The organism is Pseudomonas sp. FeN3W, from assembly GCA_030263805.2.
Lineage (GTDB): Bacteria > Pseudomonadota > Gammaproteobacteria > Pseudomonadales > Pseudomonadaceae > Stutzerimonas > Stutzerimonas stutzeri_G.
Window position 1 is genome coordinate 1,200,747 of sequence record CP136010.1, and the last position, 23,981, is coordinate 1,224,727.

Here is a 23,981-nt window from a genome sequence, read left to right on the forward strand (position 1 = left end):
TATTAATGAAAGCCAAAATCACCCAAGCCCTGGTCGAACGTGTTTCGGCGGTGACTGATAAGACCACCCTGTATGCGGACCCAGAACTGCGCGGTTTCTACCTTATCGTCTCTAAAAGCAAGAAAGGCTTCTACGTCCAAAGCCTCGTCAACGGGAAGCAGGTCAGGGTCAAGCTGGGCGACCATCCGTCTCTGACGGCAAAGGCCGCAAGAGAGCTTGCTATGCAGACGCTGGTGACGATGCGCTCAGGTGTGAATCCAAATGAAGAGAAGCGCAAAGCGAGGGTAAAAGGCATCACCCTCAGGGAGGCGCTGGACCTTCACCTTGCCGCCAAAAAGCTCTCCCCTCGCACCGCCTCGGACTACAGGTACAACTGCGAGCAATACCTCTCCGACTGGTTGGATAGGCCGCTGGCCGATATTGGCAGCAACAGGGCCGCTGTCAGGGAGCGGCACAAGCGGATCACCAAAGAGAATGGCGCCCCCTCGGCAGACAATGTTTTCCGCATCTTCCGCGCCCTCTATAACCGAGGCCTTCGCGAGCATCCCGACCTTCCGGCCAACCCCTGCTTGAACGTGGACTACCACGGGCTAAGGCGTCGCAAGGTGGATGCCAACGCGGAACAGCTTAAAGAGTGGGGCAAAGCCGTCCTGGAGCTGAACCCAGTGAGGCGAGACCTTCATCTGTTCATGCTGCTGAGCGGCATGCGTCGGACCTCAGCCTGCGAAGCTCGCCTTGAGCACCTGTCCGATGGATGCCTGCATGTGCCCAACCCTAAAGGCGGCACAAATCGAGCATTCGATCTGCCTCTGTCAGGCCCGTTGAAAGACCTGCTCGGCCATCGGGCAACCGAAGCGCCTCGCATTAATCGCAAGACAAAGTGGCTCTTTCCTTCGGACTCGAAGTCGGGGCACGTCACCGAGGTTGCGCAACACGAGCTGAATGGGCTGACAGGTCATGCCTTGCGGCATGTGTTCTCCACCTTGGCCGTTGAGTCAGGCGTGCCCTTGCTGGAACTGAAATACCTGCTCAACCACGCAGCCAGCAACGTGACCATGGGCTACATCCATGTCGGCCCTGAGCACCTTCGGCCCTACCAAGAAAAGGCTTCCGGGCACATTCTCGAACGGCTCGGGCTGCAATGGACGCCTGGTGTATGGCCACCAGTGCTCAAAGAGGCGGCAGCTGAACAGAAGGCTGCCTAATCCGCTGTCGGTGCCCTTCGAAACGTAAGCTGCTGAAACAACAAGGCCTCCGGGGTGGAGGCCTTTTGTTTTTCCACGGCAGAAACATTCACTCGGCGGGTGGGGTGACCGTCACACCTGCCAGCCACTCCGCCGAATCCTCTTCGTTCAAGTCAGCGGAGAAGTGCTTCTTCCTGGCGGGCACGTCGATGCCAGCCTTTCGCATTTTGCTGGCATACCATGCAACCGACTTAGGTGATGCCGAAGCGCCGTCCACCTGGGCGTTTACCATTGCTGCGATCAGCTGATAGGGATAGCCGGCTTCATCCATGATGAGTGCTCGGGCGAGGTCACCCACGCCTTTGCCGCGCTTCGGCTTTGTCTCTGTCGTAGCCTCTGGCGCTTCGGTGCGCTCGGTCTGTTGCTCTGCATCCCTGACGGCTACCTCAGGCTCGCTACGCTGCCTGAAAGAGCCCAGGTCGATGCTTTTCGCCTCCGCCGTCTTGGTTATTCGCTCGATCAGCTTCGCTTTGGACGCGAACGTCTTCGGTCCCGCCTTCGTGTCGGCCAGCTCGTTGTGGATATCCAGCAGCTCGGCCATGCTCATGCTTTCAAGGTCCATGACGACCCTCCGTATATACGAGCCTCCATCATGCTGTGAAAGCCTGGAGACAGGAGCCCCAGCGCTTTGTATAGTATCGAAATAGTGGCAATCAGCTTTCCGAACACTACGTATAAAAGGAGTTGAACGTGGCAGAAGACAAAAAGCGCAGCTTCCCCAAAATCCCTAAATCATCTTGGTTCACGCTTCGCGAAAAGTTTAAGCAAAGGGTTCCCGCCGAAGTTTCCCCTAGCTACGTCGCTAGCGCACTATCCATGTCAGAGCCATCCGCGAGCGCAAACATTCTCCCTTCGCTGAGAACATTTGGCCTAGTGCTCGAAGATGGGAAGCCCAGCGACCTCGCGTACGAGTGGAGGGATGACTCCAAATACCCCGAGGTATGCAAAGAGATTTTAGAGAAGATATATCCCCAAGAGCTCCTAGACCTATTTCATGGCCCCGACGTTCAGGCGCAGGACGTAAATTCTTGGTTTGCCCGCTACTCCAAAGTTGGCGAAAGCGCTGCACGGATGTATGGAACGACTTTCCTAATGCTATTGGAGGGCGATCTCGAAAAAGCAGAATCTAAGCAAGCAAAAAGCCCACGTGCAGCTAGCCAGGTGAAGCAAACGGTACGCAAATCGACACCCTCCCAAGTGAATGGCAAGAGCACTGAATCAAAAATCCCGGCAGTTCCCGAAGCTCCGAGTGAAAACTCAAGCGTAGGCGTAACTGGATTCACTCCCAAGCTCCATATCGATATACAGATTCATATCTCGCCAGAAAGCCCACCTGAACAAATAGACAAGATATTTGAAAGCATGGCTAAGCACCTTAAGGACTTCCGAGCGTAAATAGTAATGACTATTTCTCGAACCTTAGCAATTGCGAAAGAACTGCGCGACGCAGTAAGAGCCAAAAATCCTCCACCGGAGGAAGGCGCACCTAGCCACGATGAGCCCGTTGTATATGTGTCCCTCGTAAGGGGGACACGCCCTTATCTGGAAAAGATTGTTCACCAGATCAACGGGTCATACGAAGGAGGCTGGTACGACGCCTCGGCCGTCATGACAAGAAGACTGATTGAGACCTTGATTATCGAGCTTTTCGAGGCTCGAGGGATAGCAGACAGAATTAAAAATGGTGGTGGCGATTTTCTCTATCTAGGTGACTTAATATCGAAGCTTCTCGCCGAGAACACATGGAACCTAAGTAGAAATGCCAAAGCCGCGCTTCCTAGATTGAAAGACGTCGGGGACAAGTCAGCTCACAGCCGATATTTTGTAGCCCACAGGCAAGACATTGATAAGTTAATTCCTGATTTGCGAGTCGTGATTCAGGAATTAATAACCCTCGCAGGATTGAAATAGCACGACGCCTCATGTTTGATCGGCGCGCGGGTGGCCGCAAGCGGCTGAAATGAAAAGGGTCGCCACGATGGACGACCCTTTTAAGCACGACAGGAACAGGCCTCAGGCGAAGGCATTGGTGATTTGATGCCTCGGCAGACGCTCTGCCTTGTCCTTTACCGCCCGAGGGACGTACAGGTCCAGCTTGTCGCAATAAGGCACACCCAGTATTTCTGCTGCCTCATCGAACACGTCACTTCCGATGGCGATTCCCTCCTGCTTCGCCTGTTGGGACAAGGCAGCAAACCGACTGCCCTTGCCCATAAGCACCATCACGAACGCGGTGATTGCCAGGGTGAACGGATGGCCTGCAGGGTAGCAGCCATCCTCTCGCCGATACTTATTCGTCCTGTCCATGATCGTCATCCTCCAGCGAGTCGAGCACGTTCATGTCGAGCTGCTGGCTACGCAGCGCCAGACTCAGGGTGTTGATGGGGTTGGAGCGCCCCTGCTTCCAGGTGCGGATGGCGACAATGAGCCCCTGGAAGCGCAGTTCACCAATCTTCAGGTACTCGCGCGCCTTGATGTAGGCATCGAGTTCCATGGCAGTGGCAAACTCGTTAGGCGTAAACGGGCGCTCCTTCATGGGAAGCGCGTCGAGGCGGGACAGTACAGCTGCGCCCAACGCTTTGTTCTTGGTGCCGACTGCAAACTGGCCGAAGTGCGCCAACTCGGCGGGACCTGCAAGGGAAAGCTGTTGGAGGTAGGCCGAGCGGCGCTCATCTCCAAGGGCTTCACGAGCAAGCACCTTCACAGGGCTTTCGTAATAGAGCCTCTGAGCTACCAGCGGGTTATACAGGGCGCCGGCTTGCTTGTAGAAGGCATCGACTTCATCGGTAGCGGCGTCCCTGATCTGCCCGATAGCTGCGGAGGTCTCTTGCTCGGCGAAGCGGTTACGCTCTGCAGTGGTCAGGTTCAGGTCAACCAGCTTCCAGCGCTCGGCAATTGCAGCCTTGCGGGCGTCTACGTCTGACTGCAGGCGTTCGATGGTCTTGAGGACACGACCATGCAGGCTATCAAGGCCGGAGGCGAGTTCGCCGATTTCAGAGACGGTGAGGAATGGGGTTTGGACGAGTTCGACTTTCATGCTCATTGCTCCAGTGGTTGGGGGGCCACCGGTCGCGTTAACGAGCACTCTCCCAGGCCACTGGGAAGGTCGACGCCAATGTCGACCGGTTGAATGCCAATTTGTCGAGCAAGCTGTTCAGCGTAACCCCACGTTGTTCAGGCGTGTTCGGCCAGTGTTGCAGTCTATGTGGTTGCTTGCAGTTCAAGGGCTTGGGCTGAGGGACCTGCTAACGATCAATCAGCCTTTGTGCAATTTATCGCCACCGTTGCCGCCGCAGGGACTGCAAATTCGCACCCTCGCTACGTCTTGAGAGAAGTGGTAACGCCTGCAGGCCATGCAGCGAATCCAACCCATCTTGCGAATGACGCGGGGCGGATTAAAGTTGGGGTTGAGCACCTGAGCGCGTCGAACTCCTCCATCGAACGGCCACGGTTTGGGTTCAATCAGCGGCTTCGCTATCGCCCTCTCCTCGAAGGTCTTCACGAGGCATCGGGTGGTCTCGCCCAGCCTGCGGTAATTTGGAAAGTTGGGGCTACTAACTCGATAGTTCACAAGCGAGTAGTAGAGGCCGAGTTTCTGCGCCGCCTCACTAATGCTGGAATACGCTACTCCGTCTATTTCGACGGATATGGCGTTATTGCTATTAGCTTCCATAGCCGCCTTTCCCGGACCACCACCGGCGGTCCTCATACTCATTGCTCAAGCGCTCCCATTCGGCCTGTGGCAGCCGAGGCACCGGACCGATGCAAGTCATCTCGCAAAGCGGTGAAAGCGCATCACGGCCGCCGAGCGCAGCGACACCTTCAGGTGCGGTCACTTCCCAGGCATCCAGGGTGCGATCGATCATCTCGGCCCGATGAAGGGCTTCGGCCACGGTTAACTTTTCATTCGCCATCGTCTTCACCCTCGTCTTCGCTCGCCTTGTACTTCGCCAGAAGGCCTGTCAGAGCCTTACGGTCTTCGCTGCTCATCTTCAGGAGTGCATCGGCGCTGAGGCCTGTGTCATCTACCTTCACGCGGAGTCGGTCGGCCAGCTGGTCGCCATAGCGGAACTTGAGCATCACTTCCAAGAGCCGATCACTATGTTTCCGCATAGTCAGCGGGCGCTCTTCACCGGTAGTTGAATCGCGAGTCATAGAAACTTGGCCCTGGTAAATAACAGGCTCTTCCACCCCGATGCAGGCGCGTCGATAGGCTTCGTCCAACAGGGCATCCATCGCGACATCAATTGCCTGTTCCCAACGGCGGCGAAATTCCAGGTCGTTTCGCTTGTACTCGAATGCCAGAGTACGAGAGATGCCACACGCCGCTGCCGCCTGTTTAGGCGATGCGGTGTCTTCGAGTATCTGAATAAACAGGTCCTGAACTTCAGGGGTGAACTTCTTAATGGTCATGGCACGACCTCAGTTAACTGGTTTTAAAAGTTATCGTGCCGTGTTTATGCGCGCGGGCATGCCCTCATATATCAATGAGAAACAACAGCTTAGATTGAGGGGCGCTCAGATCATTGATTAGACGGCCAGGGTCTACGCACGTGAGGGTAAGGCCTGGCACGGTAGAGAGGACAATATTTATAGCGATTCAGCGTAGAGGCTTATCGGGCAGGAGGGAGGATTGCGCAAGTGCCCCTTGATTCACCGACGCCCCGCTAAGGTCGGCCACGGTTGATCGCTCGATTTAAGTTCAGACCCACACGGACTATTGTCCGTGCCCCTTAATAAAGTCCGTGCGTCCCAAAGCCTTGTTTTTCTTATATTTCACTATCTTCACTATCTTCACAAACAATAAATAAGATATAAGAATAGAATAATCCATAAATAAATACTAAATGCTACCTTGGCTATTTAGTATTTAGCTATTTAATTTCGGCTCGTTATCCGGGCGAACGCAAGACTCGTTAGTGCGAGCGAGCGTTAGTGCGTTCAGAGCATAAATTATTGATCTATAAAGAAAAACGGCCGACCTATCATTTCGATAGGTCGACCGTAAGTCCGTGGCCGGAATTGCCCTCTGTGCTGTCAGCCGCGTCCAATTGATTTCGCCCAAGTAGAGCGAGCCTCGTCAAGGCGGGGTAATACCCATCTCCAGACCCTATGCCCACCGTCAAGGGAGACCTGCCGCTGGCCGATGCCCGCTTTGCGCTTGATCTTCATGGCCCACCCTTTCTTATCCCTGGGCCTCACACCAAGCATCTTTGCGTACGCCACGTAGTTCAAATAGAGCTCTTCGGTGTCCGCTTCTACCGCCTCCTCACTCCAAGGCAGCTCGTCCATCAAACCAGGTAAACGCCCACCCTCCAATAAGCCGTCCCACCAAGACTCTTCAGCCCCCTGGCTCATCTCGATCTGCTCAGCCAGTGCTTCGGTCCTCGGCACGTTGTCCCTAGGGTGCCAGCCCCTGATATCTCGTTGAAGCATGTCGAACAGCAGACCGGCAAGCCCTCCTTCATCGAGCTGCTTGTTCAAAGCGAGAAAGAACTCTCGATCCCCTAAACGGCGCTCGTTCACGTTGAACACTGCGAACCTTCGCTCCCCGTCCATGCCGGCAGGAACGACCCAATCGTTATTGGACGCCATGATGATGTGAACGTGGTTCTTGCCTGTTACCGCGTCGCGCCCCTTGCCCTCGTAGGTCAAAGTGGGCTCGGTCACGAGCTGTTTGAGCACCGCCTCCCCCGCCTTGTCACCAGCCCAGAATGCTTCATCGGCGAAGAGGCATACGCAGTTCTGTAGGTGTGAATTGAAGCGCCCAACAAGATGCCCAGGTGAGCTGATGTGAAGCCCGCTTGCACCGGATAGCTTGAACAGCGCGCGGCCCAGGGTGCCCTTGCCAGTACCTTTCAACCCCCTGAATGCAATGGCAACTTCCGCAACCTTCTCAGGGTACTGGAACATGAACGCCATCCAGTTAAGGACATATTCAAACGATTCCGCATCCCCATCGGTAAGAACGTCACGAATGAGCTCGCGCAGTAGCGACCAGTCGCCTGGTTTTGGCTCGACGGCCCAGCCTTTCCACATATTCAACCAACCTTCGTGCTCACGCGAAGGGTCAAAGATGATGCCTTTATAAGCCCTACGTTGGGGGCTCTTGAGCCACAGGTCGGCCTTCGTCACCAGCTTGTCGCCCTTCTCTACAAGCTGGTTTTCATAGGCTGAACGAAAGTCGCTCTTGGACAGGCGTTGATAACGGACACGTCCATCGAAAATTGGATCGCGCTCCTCCGTGATAACTTGGAATCCGCTATCCAGCACAACGTAATGCCGCGCGTTCATTTCCTCGATGATGGCATCGAGAGCGGACAGCTTCGGCGGCTGACGCATGAGAGCGTCATCCACGCCGAGGCCAAACTCTTCATCCTCCCAGACTTCGAAGTCACACTCTGGCTGGACTCGTGCGACTTCACCGCCGGCAGCCTGAACGACCTTGTACAGGTACTTAATGGTTACGGGGCGGCCTCGCCGGCCAGCTGATGGGTTGGCATGCAGCGAATCCCAGCGGCGACCGATCAGGTAGCCGTGGTCTTCATACCCTGAGGCCTGAGTGGACCAGTCGATGAACTCCTGACGACCTTCGCCGGCAGTTGCGTGGTGACAGGCCATCATCAGCGGCAGCCACTCAGAGTCATGGTCCTTAAAGTCGTCAGGGTCGAGCTGATCCAGGGTCTCGGCGAGCATCTCGGGCGTCAATTCGCCGTAACCTGCAGCCTCTCCGTTTGCCCTGACAGGCCGCTTCGCCAGAGAAAGTAGCGATTCAGGCATTTGAGGTGCTTCGATGGGCGGGGGCGTTAGGTCGTCCCACTCATAGCGCTTGCCGCACGGATGGATTGAGCCAGGAGCCACCACTTGACGGCCGAGACTCTTAAATTCGATCCCCGGATAGTTCTCCAGGCTGTCCATGAGCGAAAGGTCTTCAGGCTTGCGGAAGTAATAATGGTGGCCGCCTGAGCCCGTGATGACGTGTGGCGCGGAGGACAGGTCGATCCCTGAGTCGGCCACCAGCTTCGCAAGGCTATCAACGCCACCTTCGAAATTCCGCGGGTCCACGTCGAGAACTACCCAGCTAGCCGGCAGGCGTACTCCTACATTCAAGCCGTCCCGCTTAGCGCGTTCCAGTACCGCCTCGTTGCAGTAGTCCTTCACTTGCCAGCTGCCGTCGATAGGGGATTTGCCACGAGGGCGCCCCCTTGTGTCTTTAGCATTCCAGCGATGGAGGGGAATCAATGTCAGCCCAGCGCGGATCAGACTGTCAACGTCAATCAACGGTGTTTTTTGAGGAAGTGCGGCGGCATCATTGCTTCCGTAAGTCCCCTTTGATGTGTTCCCCTGGAGCCCGCCTTGCCCGCGGGCTTCTTTTTGCCTGTTCATTGGCCACCCCCTTTCCGCTTCGCGTTACTGGCGGCGAGATAGGCGCGCAGATCGCCCAGGCGGTAGCGGATAGCTTTCGAGCCAACGCGAACGTAATTGGGGCCACCGCCGTAACAGCGGTACCAGTTAAGCGAGTTTGGTTTGAGGGACAGGAAGGCAGCAGCCTCCGCTGAGTTGACAAGTACATCGTCGGGAAGAGCGTGAAGTACAGCCAGCTCTTCGAGGGTAAGGGTTTTCGGGTGGTAAGCCATCTCAGGGCACTCCAGCTCAGTCGTGCGGCATAGCCGCGGGAAGACTGCCCGCTGTACGTCGCGGAAAAGAACCCGTTGCTCCCTTCAGTCAAAGGGCGGGTCTCAGCTGTTCTTGCCACTGAAAGCACTTCTGGCTGGCCTGATGGCAAGCCCTCGAGCCATTGAAGCTCGATTGGTTCATATCGTTACATGGATTTTGATCGATGAAAACCAGCACTTCCCCCGACCGTCCAGGTGCCCGCATGTCGCGTCGAAACAGACCTGATAGCTCAGCGTCAGGCGAAGCTGCGCCGCAAGCGCCACACGCGACCTGAGGAGACCGAAGGCTGCAATGTCGGCCACCGCCGGGGCTGTCGAGGCTGAAAACAAAAAAGCCACCCATTGCAGGTGGCCTTTTATCGACAAAATGGTGCCGCTTGCCCGACTCGAACGGGCCACCCCATCATTACGAATGATGTGCTCTACCAGATGAGCTAAAGCGGCATCGGCTGTCGGTGTTGTTCAATTCGTGTTTGGGACGCTCCCTTGTTTCGAACCAAATCGGCTGCAAGCCTAGTGCCGCAAGGCTTACAGCCGATTTATCGAGACAAAGTGCACCGATTACGAATGCGCTGCTCTACCTACTGAGCTACACCGGCGCCAGGCCGCGGATTATCGGGGGTTCTGCGGTTGGACTCAAGCCCGTGCGCATCGCCCTCGATACTGCAATCCGCATCAGGCGATCAGTGCGGTCGCGACGCGGGCTGGCCGTGGTCGCGCTCCAGGTCGTGCTTGACCTGGCCGGCCAGTTGCTCGCCTTCGGCGCTGGCCATCGCGTAGCCCTCTCGGGCCTTGTCCTTGATCTTGCCGGTCAGCTCGTCACTCTTCCGGCCCATCAGTTCGTCTTCACGACGGGTCGGTGGAACCGAGGCCGCCAGCAGCGCGCCGAGAGCGATACCCATGGCGCCAAGTGCCAGCGGTTGTTCGTTGAGTAGTTGAGTGAAACCGCCGCGTGCACGGTCTGCGGTGTGCCTCAGGCTTTCCGCGGCGTGCCGGCTGGAGTCGCTGACACGATGACGGGCATTGCCCAGTGAGCTGGAGGCGCTATGACTCATCTGCGCCGCCTTGTCTTTGATGCCACTGCCCTGCTGCTTGAGATTAGAGGCCTTGTCGGCCAGTTTATCGGTCATCGACGGACCGGTTGAAACGCTGTCGCTGTAGTCCGGGCGGCGGTTCTGCCCGGCCATCAGCCATACCAGACCGATAGAGGTGAGCAGCGTCGGTACCGGGTTGGCCTTAACGGTATCGGTGAGGTTGTGCAGGAACTCACCGCCGCCGCCTTTGGCATAACCGAGGGCGGTATCGATCATCTGTCCGGGGGAGAGCTTGCTTTCCAGCGCGTGGACGATGTTGCCGATTTCGGCGCGCTGCTGGTCGATCTCGCGCTCCAGCGTGTCCGGATCCTTTTGTGCTTCTATGTCAACCTGGTTATGCGTGCTCATGCGTGCCCCCTTACGACTTCTTTATCCTTTTGCAGCGAATGGATGGTGCGGTCGGGTTTGAACGAAGAGGCTTCGAATTTCTTCTTGCCGGCCGAGACCATGATCAGGCCGATGACCACCACGACCACGCCGACGATCAACGCGGCCAGCCAGGGTTCCATCATGGTGCTGAGGAAGTAGACCGCCGACATCAGCAGGATGATAAAGCCAGCCAGGAGCACCGCACCGCCAGTTGCGACGCTGGCAGCGCCAGCCTTGGTGGCACGCAGCGATTCGTTCAGTTCGGCCTTGGCCAGCGCCAATTCCTTGGTGAACAGCGACGGCACTTCGCGGGTCAGCTGCCGTAGCAAACCGCCGACAGAGTTATCGTGCTCGGAGTTGCCGGGTTCGTAAGGCGAATTGAGGTTGCGTTGCTCGTTCATCGATTAAGCCCTCCGTTTGTGCCTTTACCAGTGCCGCCTATGCCATTGGTGCTGCCCGTGGACGGCGCCATGCCAGCGTTGCTTACGCTGCCGACGGTATTGCCCGGTGCGCCACTGGAAATACGCGAGTCCAGTTCGGACTGGCTTGGCAGGGTCTCGGCGGTCACGTCTGCCGGAACGCCGAGCGGCGATGTCGGATGCGGGCGACTGGCGTCGGAATGACCGTAGTCGGTCGTCGGTTCGCGAGCAGCGGATTCAGCCCGGTGGCTGGAAGCGCGGGCGAAACGGGTCAAGCCGAATCCAAGCGCAACGCTGCCGGCAATGAACAGGCCCGGATTGTTGCGAGCCAAGCGATTGACCTCGCCTACCAGTTCATCGACGCTCTTGCCGCGCAGGTTGTCAGCCAGGTCGACCATGCTCTGCGCCATGTCGGAGACGTAATGGGACAGGCCCGTGCGATCCTGGTTTTCAAGTTCCGCCGCTGCCGCCTTGGCACTTTGGGCAACCTTTTCCAGCTCATCGGCGGCCGTACCGCGGTAGCTGTCCAGCTGTGCCTTGCCCTGGTTCTTGACCTGCTCGCCGGCTTCGCGCGCCTTCGCCTTGAGCTCCTCGGCACTCGGAGCGGAAGCTGAGCTGCTCGTCTGCGTGGTGCCAGCCTGGCCCGTCTGGCCGGTGGGCTGAGCGGAAGTGCTCGTTGACTGGACGTTGGCGTCGGTTCTGGCTTGACCGCCGTAACCTGTGATCTCTTCATCGGGTGTCGTCATTTTGTCCACCTTTTATAGGGTCATAGGGTTTGGCCGGATGACCACGGTCCGTGAAGCACAGCAATGCGGGGTTCCGCGGCTGTGCGATTTCAATACGCACATAAATGGTGACCGGACCCCAATTTTCGAGTTCCGTGATTTTGGCCAGGCGGTACGGGGCCTCGAGGCCGATACTTACCTGCGGCGCTCGACAGAGAGCGAAGACGTGTAACGGCGAGATCCAATGACGATCTGCCTGCGATGGCGCGCAGCCGGCGTGCGGCTTGGCTTACGACAATGTGTGGGCCGAACAAGCGAAACGGCAAAAGCACTGCAGCTGTGACCAGCGGGTCAGCTCAATAGGCAAAACGACCCGTTACAGCGAGCCGACGAGCTGTAACTGCCATACAAGTACCGGAACGCAAAAACGGGCCCCCAGGGGCCCGTTCTTGCTTGCGCGGATTGTCGTTACAGCGGACCGATGCTGGTGCAGCTGTTTGCGGTTTTGGCGTGCTTCTGCAGAACCGGCAGCTGCGGACGGTGCTTGCCGCTGCTTACGTCCAGGGACATCGCGTACTCGCCCCACCAGGGACCGGCAGCCCAATAGGTGCTCGGGATGCAGTTCTGACGCAGGTAGGCCAGCAGGTTATCGGTTGCGACGATGGCCGAGGGCGAGAAATCCGGTACGCCGTGCTCACCGATGTAGCCGCGCAGTTTGTGCTGCTTGAGCCAGTCGACGAAGGGCTTGACGCGGTTGACGCCAATCATCGGGTCGAACTTCTCGGCCTTGTCGAAGTAGTTGCCCGAGAAATCCTTGTCCACGTACATGTGCGCTTCGTAAACCAGATTGTTCTTCGGATCGCGCATCCACGGGTTGGTGACCAGCTGAGTGTTGTAGTGCGGCCAGTGGAAAGCGCTCGACCAGCGATCGCCTGCTACGTAGATCCAGCGCTTGGAGTCGACGGTGCGGATTGCCTGAGCAGCCGCCAGGGCAGCCTGCGGCCAGAGCCCGTTGGTCGAGTGCGGCTCGTTCATCAGGCCGTAGCCTTCGACGGCCGGGTGGTTCACTACTTGCTGCACGATCTGCTTCCATACCGCGGCGAAGGAACTGATGGGCACTTCTTTGGAGCCGATCAGCTTGCCGTAATAACGGTAGTAGTTGTGCAGGTCGAGAATCACCTTGACGTTGTGCTTCTGCGCGAAATCCAGCGACTGCTTCAGACGGGCGAACTCCTCGGCGTTCAGCGGAGAGTTCAGCTTGGGCTGGATACGCTCCCAGAGGAACGGCAGGCGAACCAGCGGCATGCCCAGGTCGGAATACTTCTTGTAGTACGACTCGGCAGGATAGGTGTAGTTGGTGCCATGCTTGCCGGGAACAACCGAGGGACCGAAGCCGGCGCCGGACAGATTGACGCCAACCAGCAGCGGCTTGCCATTGGTGGTGTCAGGTGCGGTGGGCACCGGAGCCGGTGCTGGCTCTACCGGTGGGGTAGTCAGAGCAGGAGACGAAGGAGTGCCGGTCGACGTACTGACCACCGAGATGGTCTTCGGATAGCCCAGGGTCGTACCGTTGATTACCGCGCCGTCAAGAAAGACGCTCATGTTGCTGCCGACCAGCTGAGCGCGCAGCACCTTGCGGGTCTGACCATCAGCGAGCCTCACCAAAGCGCCAGCCTTGAATGCCGCCACGTTGGCGCTGCTTGCCTGGATGGAGAAGCCTGCAGCGGTACGGTACATACCGTTGAGCCATTGAGCATTGGTGTAGTTGTTCAGGTTGCTGGTGGCGATGACCGAAGGGGTCGGAGCACTGGGCGCCGGAGTCGGAGCCGGGCTGGTAGTCGAAGTTGTAGCCAGCGCCAACTTGTTGGGTGCGCCGACGACACTTCCGTTAACTGCCGCACCTTCCAGATAGACGCTCATATTGGCGCCAACAACTTGTACCTGGGTAATTTTGCGAACCTGGCCATCTGCCAGTTTTGCTGTCGCTCCAACTTTGAAAGCAGCCTTGTTGGCAGCGCTTGCCGGAATGGAGAAGCCCGGCGACTTACGCCATACACCATTGAGCCAATCATTGTTGGTGAATGCGTTGATGCTGGTCGAGTGCGCAGTAACGGTAGGCGGTGTAGTGATCGGAGCAGAAGTGTCCGGGGCCGTTACGGCCGTGCTGCCGATGGTGACCACTTGCGGTGCGCCAACCTTGTTGCCGTCCAGCTTTGCACCTTCCAGGAAGATGCTCATGTTGCTGCCGACGATTTGCGCGCGGCTGATCTTGCGTACCTGACCGTCTGCCAGTCGTACCGAAGCGCCGGCCACGAACGCGGCGCGGTTTGCGGAGGTGGCGGGGATCGAGAAGCCGGCGCCGGTGCGCCAGATACCGTTCAGCCAATCGCTGTTGGTGAACGCGTTGATCTTGGCGGAAACCGATACAGCGGCAACCGAGGATGCAGCGGCATAAGGCGTGGTTACAACAGTGGCGCCACCCAGCAGAACAGCGGCAGCGATGGAAGCGACGAGTGCCTTGCGGGCACCGGAAAACAGGTTGGTGGACATTGAGTCTCTCCGGAACTTACTACTTCAAAGGCGGAGCCTTCGAAAAGAAACGGGAGGTCGATAAGTCGTGGGGCGTTGCTCTTGAAGAGGGTCGCGGTGTCACAACAAACGAACCGTTCACAAGAAATTTCCCGCCGTCCACCCCCTGAACAAACCGGTCAATCGTCTTGCGTGGCGGCTTTATAATAGGTTCAAAAAATTAATGGAAATTTTTTTGCCAGTAATAGATCGCCAGAAAAACGCCATAAACAGAAAATAACATTAATATGCCATTACGCACACGGCGGTAGATGTCGAATTGATATTGCGTTTAACCGCCCTAGTTGGTTACTTGACGCAAAAACAAGCGCCGACTTTTTGAACTTTGGCAATTATTAAAGGGATTAACCGCTATCGATCTTGCCGACGAACGGTATATGGTGGAGAGGTGAATAGCCCTCTGCTTGGGATAAAAACCAAGTGTCGGAAGCAACCGATTTTCGTCGGCCGATGGCTGTCCGATGCCTTACCGAACGACGAAACGGAGGCACCATGAGCCATAAGTACAAAGTGGGCGATCACGTCAGCTGGAATTCGGAAGCGGGACGGGTCAGCGGCCACATCACCCGAGTGCACACGGCCGACACCGAATTCATGGGCCGCACACGGCGCGCCAGCCCGGACGCCCCGCAATACGAGATCAAGAGCGACAAGACCGACCATGTGGCGATGCATAAAGAGTCGGCACTAAGGAAGCTGAGCTGAGGCATGGCTCAACCAGCCACGGTGTGGACCATCGGCCACTCGACGCGCTCGCTGGAGCAACTGATCGAGATACTGCGCCACCATCAGATCGAGGCCATCGCCGACGTCCGCCGCTTTCCCGGCTCAAGGCGATTGCCGCAGTTCAGCGAGGCAGCCCTGCGCGAAGGTCTGGAAGCGCACGGGCTGCACTATCAATGGATCGAGGAACTGGGCGGCAGACGGCGGCCTCTGAAGGATTCGTCAAACCTGGCGTGGCGCAACAGCTCCTTTCGCGGCTATGCCGACCATCTGCGCAGCGATGAATTCGACCGCGGCCTGCAGCGCCTACTGGAAATGGCGGCGCAACGACGCACGGCGATGATGTGCGCCGAGCTGCTCTGGTGGCGCTGCCATCGTTCGCTGGTCTCGGACGTGTTGAAAATCCGCGGTATCGAAGTCCTGCATATCCAGGACGAGAAGCCGCCGGCCGCCCACCCGTTCACCGCCCCCGCCCGCCTGGTCGACGGGCAGCTGAGCTATGCGGAGGGCAAAGGCGAGTCGTTGAGAAAGGATGCCGGCAGCGGGCAGATCAGCCTGGATCTGTAGCAGCCGCCGGGTGGTCATTGCGACCACCCGGCTATGGGATTGGCTCAGGCGCGTTCGATGCGATCCGGGTGGATGACGATACGACCCTGCTTGTAAAGACCACCGATGGCCTTCTTGAAGTTGCCCTTGCTGACGCCGAAGCGACGGGCTATTTCCTCGGCCGGGCTCTTGTCGCTGACGTCCAGCGAGCCCTGGTTTTCTTCCAGTTTCTGCAGGATCAACGCTTGCAGGGCATCGGTCGCCTCGCTGCCCACCGGCTGCAGGCTCAGGCTGATCTTGCCGTCGGGCCGCAGCTCCTTGATATAGCCGCGCTCACGCATGCCTCCACGGAGGAACTTGAACACCTCGTTCTTGTGGATAAGCCCCCAGTGCTGGCCATTGATGATCGCCTTGAAACCGAGCTCGGTCGCCTCGACGATCAGCAGGTCCACCGCCTCTCCTACCTTGTAATTCGCCGGGGTCTTGTCCAGGTAGCGATCCAGGCGTGCCGTGGCGGTAATGCGCCGGGTGCGCTTGTCGATGTAAACGTAAACCACGCAGTAATCACCGACCTGCAGCGGCCGCTTCTCTTCCGAGTGCGGCAAGAGCAGGTCCTTGGGTAGTCCCCAGTCGAGAAACAATCCGACCCGGTTGATCTCGGCCACCTTCAGACTGGCGAATTCACCGACCTGCACCTTGGGCTTTTCGGTGGTGGCGATCAGCTTGTCCTCGCTGTCGAGGTATATGAAGACGTTCAGCCAGTCGTCCACCTCGGTCGGCATGTCCTTGGGGATGTAGCGGTTGGGCAGCAGGATTTCGCCGTCCGGGCCGCCATCGAGGTAGAGGCCGAAACCGGTGTGCTTGACGATCTGCAGGCTGTTGTAACGTCCGATGGCGGCCATGTGGGCGGTCCCGAGTGTAAAGGCGGCGATTCTAGCGCCAGTCAGCGTGGCAATGCATAGGCGATCACCGAATCACCGGCTTTGGTGCCCAGCGAGCCATGTCCGCCGGCGACCACCACCACTATTTGCCGACCAGAGCGGCTCTCGTAGGTCATCGGCGTGGCCTGACCGCCGGCCGGCAGACGCGCTTTCCATAGCTCGCGACCGGTGCTGACATCGTAGGCACGCAGGTAGTAGTCCAGCGTCCCGCTCAAGAACGCAACGCCACCGGCGGTGAGCATCGGCCCGCCAAGGCTCGGCACGCCCATCTTGAACGGCATCGGAATCGGCGCACGATCGCGCACCGTGCCGTTCTTGCGCAGCCAATGGGTCTTGCCGGTACGCAGATCGGCGCCGGCCACGTAGCCCCACGGCGGCGCGGTACAAGGCAGGCCAATGGGCGAAACGAAGGCCTTCAGCTCCACGGCGAAAGGCGAACCGAAGTTTTCGTTGAGGAACGGCTCCTGCTCCGACACGTAGGTCGTCTCGTCATCCTCACGAGGGATCAGCTTCGAAGTGAAGGCCAGATAGGCCGGCGTACTGAAGACCATCTGCCGCACCGGGTCCACGGCTACACCGCCCCAGTTGAACACGCCGAAATTGCCCGGATGGACCAGGGTGCCCTGGGTCGATGGTGGCGTGTAACGCCCTTCGTAGCGCAGCGAGTGGAACTGGATGTGGCACATCATCTGGTCGATCAGCGTGGCGCCCCACAGATCCTTGCCCTGCAGCTTCGGTGGCTCGTAAGACAATGCCGACTCTGGCTGCGTCTTGGCGACCCAGTCGCCCTCGGCCGCGCCCTGCGGCGCCGGCACCTCACGCACCGGCAGGATCGGCTCGCCCGTGCGGCGGTCGAGTACATAGATGTCGCCCTGTTTGGTCGGCGCCACCAGCGCGGGTACCGGGCCGTCCGCGGCCTGGATGTCGATCAGGCTCGGCTGCGCCGGCACATCCATGTCCCAGAGGTCATGGCGCACGGTCTGGAAAACCCAGCGCAGCTGGCCGCTATCCAGATCGAGGGCAACGATGGACGAGGAAAAACGCTCGCTGTTCTCGCTGCGCTGTCCGCCCCACTGATCCGGCACCTGATTGCCCAGCGGCACGTAGATCAGGCCCAGCACCTCGTCTGCACTGGAAATGCTCCAGCTGTTCGGGCTGCTCGCGCTGTAGGTCTGCCCGGCGGCGATCGGCGCTGTTTCATCGGGATTGCCCGGATCCCAGTTCCATTTCAGCTCGCCGGTATAGACGTCATAGGCACGGATGACGCCGGACGGCTCGTTGGCGCGAACGTTGTCATTCACCGCCCCGCCGACGATCACCAGATCACGCGCGACCACCGGCGGCGAGGTGGAATAGTAAAAACCTTCCTTCACGTGGGGCATGTTCGCCCAGAGATCCACCGCACCGTCATCGCCGAAGCCGGGGCAGATCTCGCCGCTCTTCGCATCCAGCGCGATCAGCCTGGCATCGGCGGTCGGCATGAACAGGCGCTGCCGACAGACCTGGCCCTCGGCCGTCGGCGGCGATGCATGGTAGGAAAGCCCGCGGCAGGTCAGGTGCTGGCGATTGACCGAATGCGGCACCTCGGGATCGAAGCGCCAGCGCTCCTGGCCGGTTTCGGCGTCCAGCGCGATGACCAGATTATGCGGTGTGCACAGGTACAGGCTGTCATCGACCTTGAGCGGCGTGACTTCATAGGTGGTTTCATCCGGGTCGTCCGGACCGCGCAGATCACCGGTCTGGTAGTGCCACACCGGCTCCAGCCGCTCGACGTTGTGCGGCGTGATCTGCGCCAGCGGCGAGTAGCGCTGACCCTGCTGGGTGCGTCCATAGGCGTGCCAGTCGCCGGCCGGTACGGCATCGTCCATGGCAGGCGCTTCGGCCAAGGGCCGCGGCAGCATGCCCTTGATGTCGTGGCTGTCATGACCAACCGCGTACACCGCTGCGGCCCCCCAGAGCACGACCGCCAGCATCAGCGGCAGCGCGGCGCCACCCCAGGCGCGAAAACCGAAGTGCTGCCAGCCCAGCCGCTGTGCGATCCAGGGCGTCAGCAGCCACAACCCGAGCGGCGCGATGATGCTGCCGCGCGGCGCCAGTTGCCACCAGTCCAGCCCCACTTCATACAGTGCCCAACCGAACGCCCCGAGCATCAGTAGCGCGTAAACCCACAGCGCCGCACGGCGGCGCATCAGCAGCAGGATCCCGGTCAGCAGAAATCCCCCTGCGACAATGGCGAAATACCAGGTACCGCCAAGGCTGACGACCTTCGCTCCCCCCGCACCGAGCGCAAGCCCGACGATGATGCAGAACACTCCGCTGATGACCACAGCCACGGCCTATCTCCCTCGATCTTGTTATTCGAGCCACCACACTGCGACGGCCAGCAAGGCTGGCCATCATGAAAGTGGGACAGGCGACGGGCGGGAATGCTCCGTGCACAACGGAGATTGGCGTGATGTGACTTGCCGCGACGGGGTGGAAGCCCCGCCTTTTGACGTTTACTGAGCGTCCAGACCAACCTGAAGCAACTTACCGTCGCCCGCATCGGTCAGCAGATAGAGGTAACCGTCGGGCCCGACGCGTACGTCGCGGATGCGCGCGCCCAGGTCCTTGAGCAGGCGCTCTTCGCCGACCACGCGGTCGCCGTCGAGCTGCAGGCGTATCAGCGACTGATCCACCAGCGCGCCGATGAACAGGCTGTGCTGCCAACCGGGGAAACGCTCGGCATCGTAGAACGCCATGCCGCTGACGCCCGGCGATTTCTTCCAGACGTGGTGCGGCGGCTCGGTGCCCTCGACCGTTTCGCCCTCCGCTTCAGGGATCGGCAGCATGCTGTAGTTGATGCCGTGAGTCGCCATCGGCCAGCCGTAGTTCTTGCCAGCCTGCGGAATGTTGACCTCGTCACCGCCGCGCGGGCCATGTTCGTGAGTCCAGAGCACGCCGCTCCAGGGGTTGAGAGCGGCTCCCTGCTGGTTGCGATGGCCGTAGGACCAGATTTCCGGCCGCACGCCGTCCTGGCCGACGAAGGGGTTGTCCTCCGGCACGCTGCCGTCCAGGCCGATGCGCACCACCTTGCCCTGATGCTTGTCGAGGTCCTGCGAGGTAGGCCGCTGGTTGTTTTCGCCAAGCGCGACGAACAGATGTCCGTTGCCGTCGAACACCAGCCGCGAGCCAAAATGCACTCCGGTGGAGAGCTTTGGCAGCTGACGGAAGATCACCTCGAAGTTTTCCAGCTGACTGGCATCGTCGCTCAATCGGCCGCGTCCGACCGCCGTTCCGGCCTTGCCCTGATCGCCGGCCTCGGCATAGGTCAGATAGACCAGGCGATCCGCTTCGAAGGCCGGCGACAATCTCACGTCGAGCAAGCCACCCTGGGAGCGGGCGAAGACGTCCGGCACGCCGGCAAGCGGCTCGGAGAGGCTGCCGTCCAGACCGGCCACGCGCAGGCGACCGGGCCGTTCGGTCACCAGCATGCGCTTGCCATCCGGCAGAAAGGCCAGCGCCCAGGGATTCTCGAGGCCGCTGACGATCTCCTTGACCGTTACCGGGCCCGCCTCGCTGGAGTGGCGTTCAGTTTCGGCGGCAGCCTGCAGCGAAGCGGCGATGGCAAAGCCACAGAGCGTGGTGCGAATGGCATGGCGCAGCATGGTCTTCCTCTCAGGTATCGATGTCGAGAAACGCTTATTTCGCGGCTAATTGAAGACCAGACGGCTCGTCGGATGGTTGCAAAAACGCTTCAAGAAATGACGGCCAGCAAAAACCTGAACAAATTTTGATCAAATCTGTATAATGCCCGGTTCGACTGATTAAAGGAAAAGCGATCCATGGCCACTAAAACCACCAGCGCCAAGCGCAAGCCCGAACCCGCCACCGAAACCAGCCAGTCCCTCGCTGCGCAAATGGCCGCTTTCATCAAGGCCGGCGGTGAAGTCCAGACCATCCCCAACGGAGTGAGTGGTCAGACCCAGGGCCCATCCCGCCAGATCACCATCAGCAAGAAGTGATCTGAACCGCTTTCGGCGAGCCGGCTTTATCATGGCTCGCCGCGTTCTACCCCCTCCTCTTTCTCGTCTCCGAGCGCACCATGACCGACCCCGTACGCCTTGCCAAACGCCTCGCCGAGCAACTCGGCTGTTCCCGGCGCGAGGCCGAGCTGTATATCGAGGGAGGTTGGGTAACGGTCGACGGAGAACTGGTGGAAGCGCCGTTCATCAAGGTGCGCCCCGAACAGCGCGTCGAACTGCGAGCCGGTGCCACCGCGAGGGAAATCGCGCCTGTGACGCTGCTCCTGCACAAGCCCGCCGGACTGGTGATCGGTGCCGATGTCGACGGCACGCGCCGCGTACTTCAGGCCAGCGAGCACTGGAGCGACGACCCCAGCCGCAACGAAGCACTGCAGCGCCATCTGCTCCAGCAGAACCTGTTGTTGCCCCTGGACGCCGACGCCAGCGGGCTGACCGTCTTCAGCCAGCAACGCGAAGTGATCCGCCTGCTCACCAGCGCACGCGACAAGCTGGAGCAGGAATACGTCGTCGAAGTCAGCGGCGAAGCCGAAGAGAACGGGCTGGCGTTGCTCGCCAAGGGCATCGGCCACCGCGGCAAGATCCTAGCCAAGGCCAAGGTCAGCTGGCAGAGCGAAAACCGTCTGCGCCTGGTGATCAAGGAACCCGCACCCGGCGAAGTCCGCCTGCTCTGTGAAGCCATCGGCCTGACGGTGCTTGCCTGCAAACGCATTCGTATCGGCCGCCTGTCCATGGCCAAACTACCGGCCGGCCAGTGGCGTTTTCTCGGCGAGCACGAGCGTTTCTGAGGCCTCGCCAGCGCCGGCCGGCGGAGCACGCTTGCTTTACCTGTTCTGCTGAATCAGTCTTGAGGGCAATTCGCCACGATGGCGTTCTCACTCAAGACAGGACCGCGATGCAGAAACTGATGCTCCTGCTGCTGACCGTTTTCCCGCTGAGCATCCTGGCTGCCGAGCCCGTCGCCGTATGGGCTTACCAACCCTCGCCTCCCTTTGCCTCCGGACAGAACCCTGGGCTCTCCGAAGCGCTGGTGCAACTGCTCAACGAGCATCCGACCAACCAGGACCGCTATCACTTCCAGCTGACCCAGTTGCCACGCAAACGGCTCGATGCGCGCCTCGAGAACAAGGAACCCGGCATCCTGCTATGGGCCACGCCGGACTTCTTTCCACAGCGCCTCACCGCCGGCGCCAGCTGGACCCGGCCGCTGCTGTGCGACATCCAGGATTTCGTTTCCCATAGCGACAAGCCGGTCGACTATGACGGCCCGAAGTCGCTGCACGGCCTGCGCATGGGCGGGATCCTCGGTCATCGCTACCGGGCGCTGGAAGACGACATCGACAAGGGCCTGATCCAGCGCGAAAACGTGCACAACGATCTGCAGAACCTGAACAAGCTGCTCAACCAGCGCATCGATGTCGCGCTGATGCCGCGCTCCTCACGGCTGTTCTTCAGCCTGACCGAGGTGCCTGACGCACCGCTGCATATTTCGCCACTTCCGCTCTACGTCTTCGACCGGCATGTGCTCATGACCGCCAGCCTGCCGGCCGAAACCACGCAGTTCGTGCATCAGCTCATCGCCGACCTGCCGCACAGCGCACGCTGGCAGACCCTGCTCAGACGCTATGGCCTGCAAGAGATGAGCGCGCCCTGCCCGAACTATTGAGCGAACGTAAGCGCCACTGGCGAATCGAAGCTGGCACGGCTCATACTGGCGAAAAGAGAACGGAGTACCAATTCAGCCATGAAAAAGGCACTGCTGGTCAGTCTGCTATTGACCCTCGGCGGCTGCGCCACTCAATCCTGCGACAGCGTCTGGAACGACCAGTGTCGTGCAGAGCGGCTGCTTTACCAGAACGACCTGATGCAGGCGAAGATTCTGATTTCGATCGGCGACGAAGACAGCTACGAGCTCGCCCAGGCGCTGCTCGATCGCAGTGCGAAGCTGGATCGGCGCGGCGAGACGGAGTTCTACCAGGCCCTGCTGCTGGTCCGCCAGGGCCCGGAGCCATCGGAGGTGCTGGACCTGTTGGAGAAGGCCAAGCGCAAGGGCCACCCCCATGCGGTGGCGCTGCTCTACAAGATCTACCACGAGCCGTACCTGCTCAACGAAGCCGATCAGGCCCGCGCGGAACGCTACCGCGACGCCTACGGCGAGCTGGATGTCGCGCGCAGTGGCTATCCCTCCTTCGACAAATCGCTGGAACTGGTCAATCAGCTGGTCGCCCCGCCACCGCCATCGGTCCCGTATCAGGCGCCCTGCCCGCAGCACTGTCTGGAACAGGCCCGCTAGCTACGGCCCCAGGCGCCTGGGGTTACCGTTTCAGGGCGCGGGGGTCTGCAAGATCCGCGGCTCCTCGTCACCATCGGCCACCGCACGCGCCTCCTGCTCGGTGGCATAGGGGCCGCCGACGATGGTGCCGTTCAACTCCACCACCCAGCACACCGCCCAGGTCGGGCGCCAGGCCTTGGGTACATCTTCGCCGCTGAGGTGCTTGATCTGAGAGGTCATGGCTTTTCTCCACTGCTGCTGGGTAAGTCGGCCGTCCCGCCGTCGCCGGACGACTCGATGTAGGGAAGACCACAGGCCAGGCGCCTTTGCTCGCCGGCACCGACGAAACGGCTCCCAGCCGAACCCCCGTCGCTGCCGTGGCTCTACAGAACAGCCGCTGACGCCCGCGAGGAAAGACGATGCGCCCCATTGCCAGCCTGCTCTTGCTGACCCTGCTCTGCGCCATGCTATTGAACGGCTGCAGCCGCGCCACCCTGGTCTATCGCAACCTGGATATGGTCGTGCCCTGGACGCTCAACGACTATCTCGACCTGGATAACCATCAGAAGGACGAGCTGCGAGAACGCCTGCGCGAGCATCTGGCCTGGCACTGCAGCACGCAATTGCCGGAACTGCTGGCCAGCCTCGAACGGCTGGAGCACGAAACTGCTAGCGGACAGCTCGATCGCCGCGACCTCGAGCCGCAGTACCGCGGCGTCCGCGACGCCATGCACAGCATTGCCGTGCAGATCACCCCCACCGCAACGGACCTGCTGCGTGCCCTGAGCGACGAGCAGGTCACCGAACTGCGCAACGCGCTGGCGGAAAATCGAGAGGAATACCGGGAGAAATACCTGGCTCCTCCGCTGGAGCGACAGATTCGCGAGCGCGCCGAGCGCATGCAGAAGCGTTTGCAGTACTGGTTCGGCCAGTTGAACGCGGACCAGCGACAACGCGTGCTGCTCTGGTCTCACACCCTGAACGAGCAGAACAGCCGCTGGCTGGGCAACCGCGAGCGCTGGCAAGAGCTGCTGTTGGCCGCGGTCGAGCAGCGCCACCGCGACGATTTCGACGATCGCATCGCGCAGCTGCTGCAGGAGCGCGAGGCGTTGCTGAGTGCGAACGATCAGGCCGCGTTGCGGCGTGCCGAGCAGGCAGGGCTGGATCTGGTGGCCGACCTCTACACCCTCGCCGATGCCGGGCAGCGGACACACCTCAGTGGGCGCCTGGAGCAGTTGCGCACCGACTTCAGCGACCTGGAATGCCTGGCACCGACAGCCTGATCCCTAGGGTCTGTTGCCGTTTTATCGCGAGCCGCGTTGCTGCGAAATGGCAACAGACCCTAGCGGCCTGAGCGGTGA

At 59.9% G+C, this 23,981-nt stretch carries 25 protein-coding genes and 1 tRNA gene; 10 read left to right on the forward strand and 16 right to left on the reverse strand.

Going from position 1 to position 23,981, the window contains the following annotated elements:
• Window positions 1-5 precede the first annotated feature (5 nt).
• Window positions 6-1,205: an integrase family protein gene (locus P5704_005460; GenBank protein WOF79941.1), complete on the forward strand. Its 1,200-nt coding sequence runs from the start codon at window positions 6-8 to the stop codon at window positions 1,203-1,205.
• An 88-nt stretch (window positions 1,206-1,293) separates the two neighbouring features.
• On the opposite strand, the gene P5704_005465 is transcribed toward P5704_005460, so the two are convergent.
• Window positions 1,294-1,806 carry a hypothetical protein gene (locus tag P5704_005465; GenBank protein ID WOF79942.1) on the reverse strand — a complete coding sequence of 171 codons (513 nt, stop codon included), beginning with the start codon at window positions 1,804-1,806 and terminating at the stop codon, window positions 1,294-1,296.
• Window positions 1,807-1,934: 128 nt separating this feature from the next.
• Here P5704_005465 and P5704_005470 point away from each other — a divergent pair, with 128 nt between their 5' ends.
• Window positions 1,935-2,639: a DUF5343 domain-containing protein gene (locus P5704_005470; GenBank protein WOF79943.1), complete on the forward strand. Its 705-nt coding sequence runs from the start codon at window positions 1,935-1,937 to the stop codon at window positions 2,637-2,639.
• 6 nt (window positions 2,640-2,645) lie between these two features.
• Window positions 2,646-3,155, forward strand: coding sequence for a DUF4145 domain-containing protein (locus P5704_005475; GenBank protein WOF79944.1), 510 nt, complete (start codon window positions 2,646-2,648; stop codon window positions 3,153-3,155).
• A gap of 102 nt (window positions 3,156-3,257) precedes the next feature.
• Here P5704_005475 and P5704_005480 read toward each other — a convergent pair whose 3' ends face one another.
• From P5704_005480 to P5704_005530, 11 genes are all read right to left on the reverse strand, one after another.
• Window positions 3,258-3,551 (reverse strand): hypothetical protein, encoded by a 294-nt coding sequence (locus P5704_005480; protein ID WOF79945.1) that lies wholly within the window; start codon window positions 3,549-3,551, stop codon window positions 3,258-3,260.
• On the reverse strand, window positions 3,535-4,281 hold the full coding sequence (locus tag P5704_005485) for a hypothetical protein (GenBank protein WOF79946.1): 747 nt from the start codon (window positions 4,279-4,281) through the stop codon (window positions 3,535-3,537). Before P5704_005485 ends, P5704_005480 begins: the two co-directional genes overlap by 17 nt.
• Window positions 4,282-4,906: 625 nt before the next feature.
• A complete protein-coding gene (locus tag P5704_005490; protein WOF79947.1) occupies window positions 4,907-5,158 on the reverse strand; it encodes a hypothetical protein in 252 nt (83 codons plus the stop codon).
• A complete protein-coding gene (locus P5704_005495; protein ID WOF79948.1) occupies window positions 5,148-5,657 on the reverse strand; it encodes a hypothetical protein in 510 nt (169 codons plus the stop codon). The genes P5704_005490 and P5704_005495 overlap by 11 nt, the downstream gene beginning before the upstream one ends.
• Window positions 5,658-6,281: 624 nt before the next feature.
• The gene (locus P5704_005500) at window positions 6,282-8,630 is read right to left on the reverse strand and encodes a bifunctional DNA primase/polymerase (protein WOF79949.1); all 2,349 of its coding nucleotides are present in this window, start codon (window positions 8,628-8,630) and stop codon (window positions 6,282-6,284) included.
• Complete coding sequence (locus tag P5704_005505) at window positions 8,627-8,881, reverse strand: DNA-binding protein (GenBank protein ID WOF79950.1); 255 nt, start codon at window positions 8,879-8,881, stop codon at window positions 8,627-8,629. The genes P5704_005500 and P5704_005505 overlap by 4 nt, the downstream gene beginning before the upstream one ends.
• Window positions 8,882-9,288: 407 nt before the next feature.
• Window positions 9,289-9,364 (reverse strand) — tRNA-Thr (locus tag P5704_005510).
• Window positions 9,365-9,603: 239 nt separating this feature from the next.
• A complete protein-coding gene (locus P5704_005515; GenBank protein ID WOF79951.1) occupies window positions 9,604-10,362 on the reverse strand; it encodes a DUF3618 domain-containing protein in 759 nt (252 codons plus the stop codon).
• A complete protein-coding gene (locus P5704_005520) occupies window positions 10,359-10,784 on the reverse strand; it encodes a phage holin family protein (GenBank protein ID WOF79952.1) in 426 nt (141 codons plus the stop codon). Before P5704_005520 ends, P5704_005515 begins: the two co-directional genes overlap by 4 nt.
• Entirely contained in the window at window positions 10,781-11,548 is a 768-nt protein-coding gene (locus tag P5704_005525) for a hypothetical protein (GenBank protein ID WOF79953.1), read from the reverse strand. Before P5704_005525 ends, P5704_005520 begins: the two co-directional genes overlap by 4 nt.
• 447 nt (window positions 11,549-11,995) lie before the next feature.
• The gene (locus P5704_005530; GenBank protein WOF79954.1) at window positions 11,996-14,077 is read right to left on the reverse strand and encodes a glycoside hydrolase family 5 protein; all 2,082 of its coding nucleotides are present in this window, start codon (window positions 14,075-14,077) and stop codon (window positions 11,996-11,998) included.
• 531 nt (window positions 14,078-14,608) lie between these two features.
• Between P5704_005530 and P5704_005535 the strand changes: the two genes are divergently transcribed.
• Both P5704_005535 and P5704_005540 read left to right on the forward strand, forming a co-directional pair.
• On the forward strand, window positions 14,609-14,821 hold the full coding sequence (locus P5704_005535; protein WOF79955.1) for a DUF2945 domain-containing protein: 213 nt from the start codon (window positions 14,609-14,611) through the stop codon (window positions 14,819-14,821).
• Window positions 14,822-14,824: 3 nt separating this feature from the next.
• Window positions 14,825-15,406, forward strand: a complete 582-nt coding sequence (locus P5704_005540; GenBank protein WOF79956.1) for a DUF488 domain-containing protein — start codon at window positions 14,825-14,827, stop codon at window positions 15,404-15,406.
• Window positions 15,407-15,450: 44 nt separating this feature from the next.
• Here the strand turns inward: P5704_005540 and P5704_005545 are convergent, their stop codons facing one another.
• From P5704_005545 to P5704_005555, 3 genes are all read right to left on the reverse strand, one after another.
• Window positions 15,451-16,287, reverse strand: a complete 837-nt coding sequence (locus tag P5704_005545; protein WOF79957.1) for a S1-like domain-containing RNA-binding protein — start codon at window positions 16,285-16,287, stop codon at window positions 15,451-15,453.
• Between the two features lie 41 nt (window positions 16,288-16,328).
• Window positions 16,329-18,659: a glucose/quinate/shikimate family membrane-bound PQQ-dependent dehydrogenase gene (locus P5704_005550; protein ID WOF79958.1), complete on the reverse strand. Its 2,331-nt coding sequence runs from the start codon at window positions 18,657-18,659 to the stop codon at window positions 16,329-16,331.
• Between the two features lie 165 nt (window positions 18,660-18,824).
• Complete coding sequence (locus P5704_005555) at window positions 18,825-19,973, reverse strand: PQQ-dependent sugar dehydrogenase (GenBank protein ID WOF79959.1); 1,149 nt, start codon at window positions 19,971-19,973, stop codon at window positions 18,825-18,827.
• Between the two features lie 177 nt (window positions 19,974-20,150).
• Between P5704_005555 and P5704_005560 the strand changes: the two genes are divergently transcribed.
• The 4 genes from P5704_005560 to P5704_005575 all read left to right on the forward strand — a co-directional run bounded on the left by P5704_005560 (window position 20,151) and on the right by P5704_005575 (window position 22,641).
• A complete protein-coding gene (locus P5704_005560) occupies window positions 20,151-20,330 on the forward strand; it encodes a hypothetical protein (protein ID WOF79960.1) in 180 nt (59 codons plus the stop codon).
• 80 nt (window positions 20,331-20,410) lie between these two features.
• Entirely contained in the window at window positions 20,411-21,136 is a 726-nt protein-coding gene (locus P5704_005565) for an RNA pseudouridine synthase (protein ID WOF79961.1), read from the forward strand.
• 107 nt (window positions 21,137-21,243) lie between these two features.
• A complete protein-coding gene (locus P5704_005570; protein WOF79962.1) occupies window positions 21,244-22,014 on the forward strand; it encodes an ABC transporter substrate-binding protein in 771 nt (256 codons plus the stop codon).
• Window positions 22,015-22,092: 78 nt separating this feature from the next.
• Window positions 22,093-22,641, forward strand: coding sequence for a hypothetical protein (locus P5704_005575; GenBank protein WOF79963.1), 549 nt, complete (start codon window positions 22,093-22,095; stop codon window positions 22,639-22,641).
• 30 nt (window positions 22,642-22,671) lie between these two features.
• Here P5704_005575 and P5704_005580 read toward each other — a convergent pair whose 3' ends face one another.
• The gene (locus P5704_005580; GenBank protein WOF79964.1) at window positions 22,672-22,860 is read right to left on the reverse strand and encodes a hypothetical protein; all 189 of its coding nucleotides are present in this window, start codon (window positions 22,858-22,860) and stop codon (window positions 22,672-22,674) included.
• Between the two features lie 179 nt (window positions 22,861-23,039).
• Between P5704_005580 and P5704_005585 the strand changes: the two genes are divergently transcribed.
• Entirely contained in the window at window positions 23,040-23,903 is an 864-nt protein-coding gene (locus P5704_005585) for a DUF6279 family lipoprotein (protein WOF79965.1), read from the forward strand.
• Window positions 23,904-23,981 lie beyond the last annotated feature (78 nt).

Coding starts and splice junctions, on each gene's coding strand:
- P5704_005460 (WOF79941.1), top strand. CDS start 6: ATGAAAGCCAAAATCACCCAAGCCCTGGTCGAACGTGTTTCGGCGGTG.
- P5704_005465 (WOF79942.1), bottom strand. CDS start 1,806: ATGGACCTTGAAAGCATGAGCATGGCCGAGCTGCTGGATATCCACAAC.
- P5704_005475 (WOF79944.1), top strand. CDS start 2,646: ATGACTATTTCTCGAACCTTAGCAATTGCGAAAGAACTGCGCGACGCA.
- P5704_005480 (WOF79945.1), bottom strand. CDS start 3,551: ATGGACAGGACGAATAAGTATCGGCGAGAGGATGGCTGCTACCCTGCA.
- P5704_005485 (WOF79946.1), bottom strand. CDS start 4,281: ATGAAAGTCGAACTCGTCCAAACCCCATTCCTCACCGTCTCTGAAATC.
- P5704_005490 (WOF79947.1), bottom strand. CDS start 5,158: ATGGCGAATGAAAAGTTAACCGTGGCCGAAGCCCTTCATCGGGCCGAG.
- P5704_005495 (WOF79948.1), bottom strand. CDS start 5,657: ATGACCATTAAGAAGTTCACCCCTGAAGTTCAGGACCTGTTTATTCAG.
- P5704_005500 (WOF79949.1), bottom strand. CDS start 8,630: ATGAACAGGCAAAAAGAAGCCCGCGGGCAAGGCGGGCTCCAGGGGAAC.
- P5704_005505 (WOF79950.1), bottom strand. CDS start 8,881: ATGGCTTACCACCCGAAAACCCTTACCCTCGAAGAGCTGGCTGTACTT.
- P5704_005515 (WOF79951.1), bottom strand. CDS start 10,362: ATGAGCACGCATAACCAGGTTGACATAGAAGCACAAAAGGATCCGGAC.
- P5704_005520 (WOF79952.1), bottom strand. CDS start 10,784: ATGAACGAGCAACGCAACCTCAATTCGCCTTACGAACCCGGCAACTCC.
- P5704_005525 (WOF79953.1), bottom strand. CDS start 11,548: ATGACGACACCCGATGAAGAGATCACAGGTTACGGCGGTCAAGCCAGA.
- P5704_005530 (WOF79954.1), bottom strand. CDS start 14,077: ATGTCCACCAACCTGTTTTCCGGTGCCCGCAAGGCACTCGTCGCTTCC.
- P5704_005535 (WOF79955.1), top strand. CDS start 14,609: ATGAGCCATAAGTACAAAGTGGGCGATCACGTCAGCTGGAATTCGGAA.
- P5704_005540 (WOF79956.1), top strand. CDS start 14,825: ATGGCTCAACCAGCCACGGTGTGGACCATCGGCCACTCGACGCGCTCG.
- P5704_005545 (WOF79957.1), bottom strand. CDS start 16,287: ATGGCCGCCATCGGACGTTACAACAGCCTGCAGATCGTCAAGCACACC.
- P5704_005555 (WOF79959.1), bottom strand. CDS start 19,973: ATGCTGCGCCATGCCATTCGCACCACGCTCTGTGGCTTTGCCATCGCC.
- P5704_005560 (WOF79960.1), top strand. CDS start 20,151: ATGGCCACTAAAACCACCAGCGCCAAGCGCAAGCCCGAACCCGCCACC.
- P5704_005565 (WOF79961.1), top strand. CDS start 20,411: ATGACCGACCCCGTACGCCTTGCCAAACGCCTCGCCGAGCAACTCGGC.
- P5704_005570 (WOF79962.1), top strand. CDS start 21,244: ATGCAGAAACTGATGCTCCTGCTGCTGACCGTTTTCCCGCTGAGCATC.
- P5704_005575 (WOF79963.1), top strand. CDS start 22,093: ATGAAAAAGGCACTGCTGGTCAGTCTGCTATTGACCCTCGGCGGCTGC.
- P5704_005580 (WOF79964.1), bottom strand. CDS start 22,860: ATGACCTCTCAGATCAAGCACCTCAGCGGCGAAGATGTACCCAAGGCC.
- P5704_005585 (WOF79965.1), top strand. CDS start 23,040: ATGCGCCCCATTGCCAGCCTGCTCTTGCTGACCCTGCTCTGCGCCATG.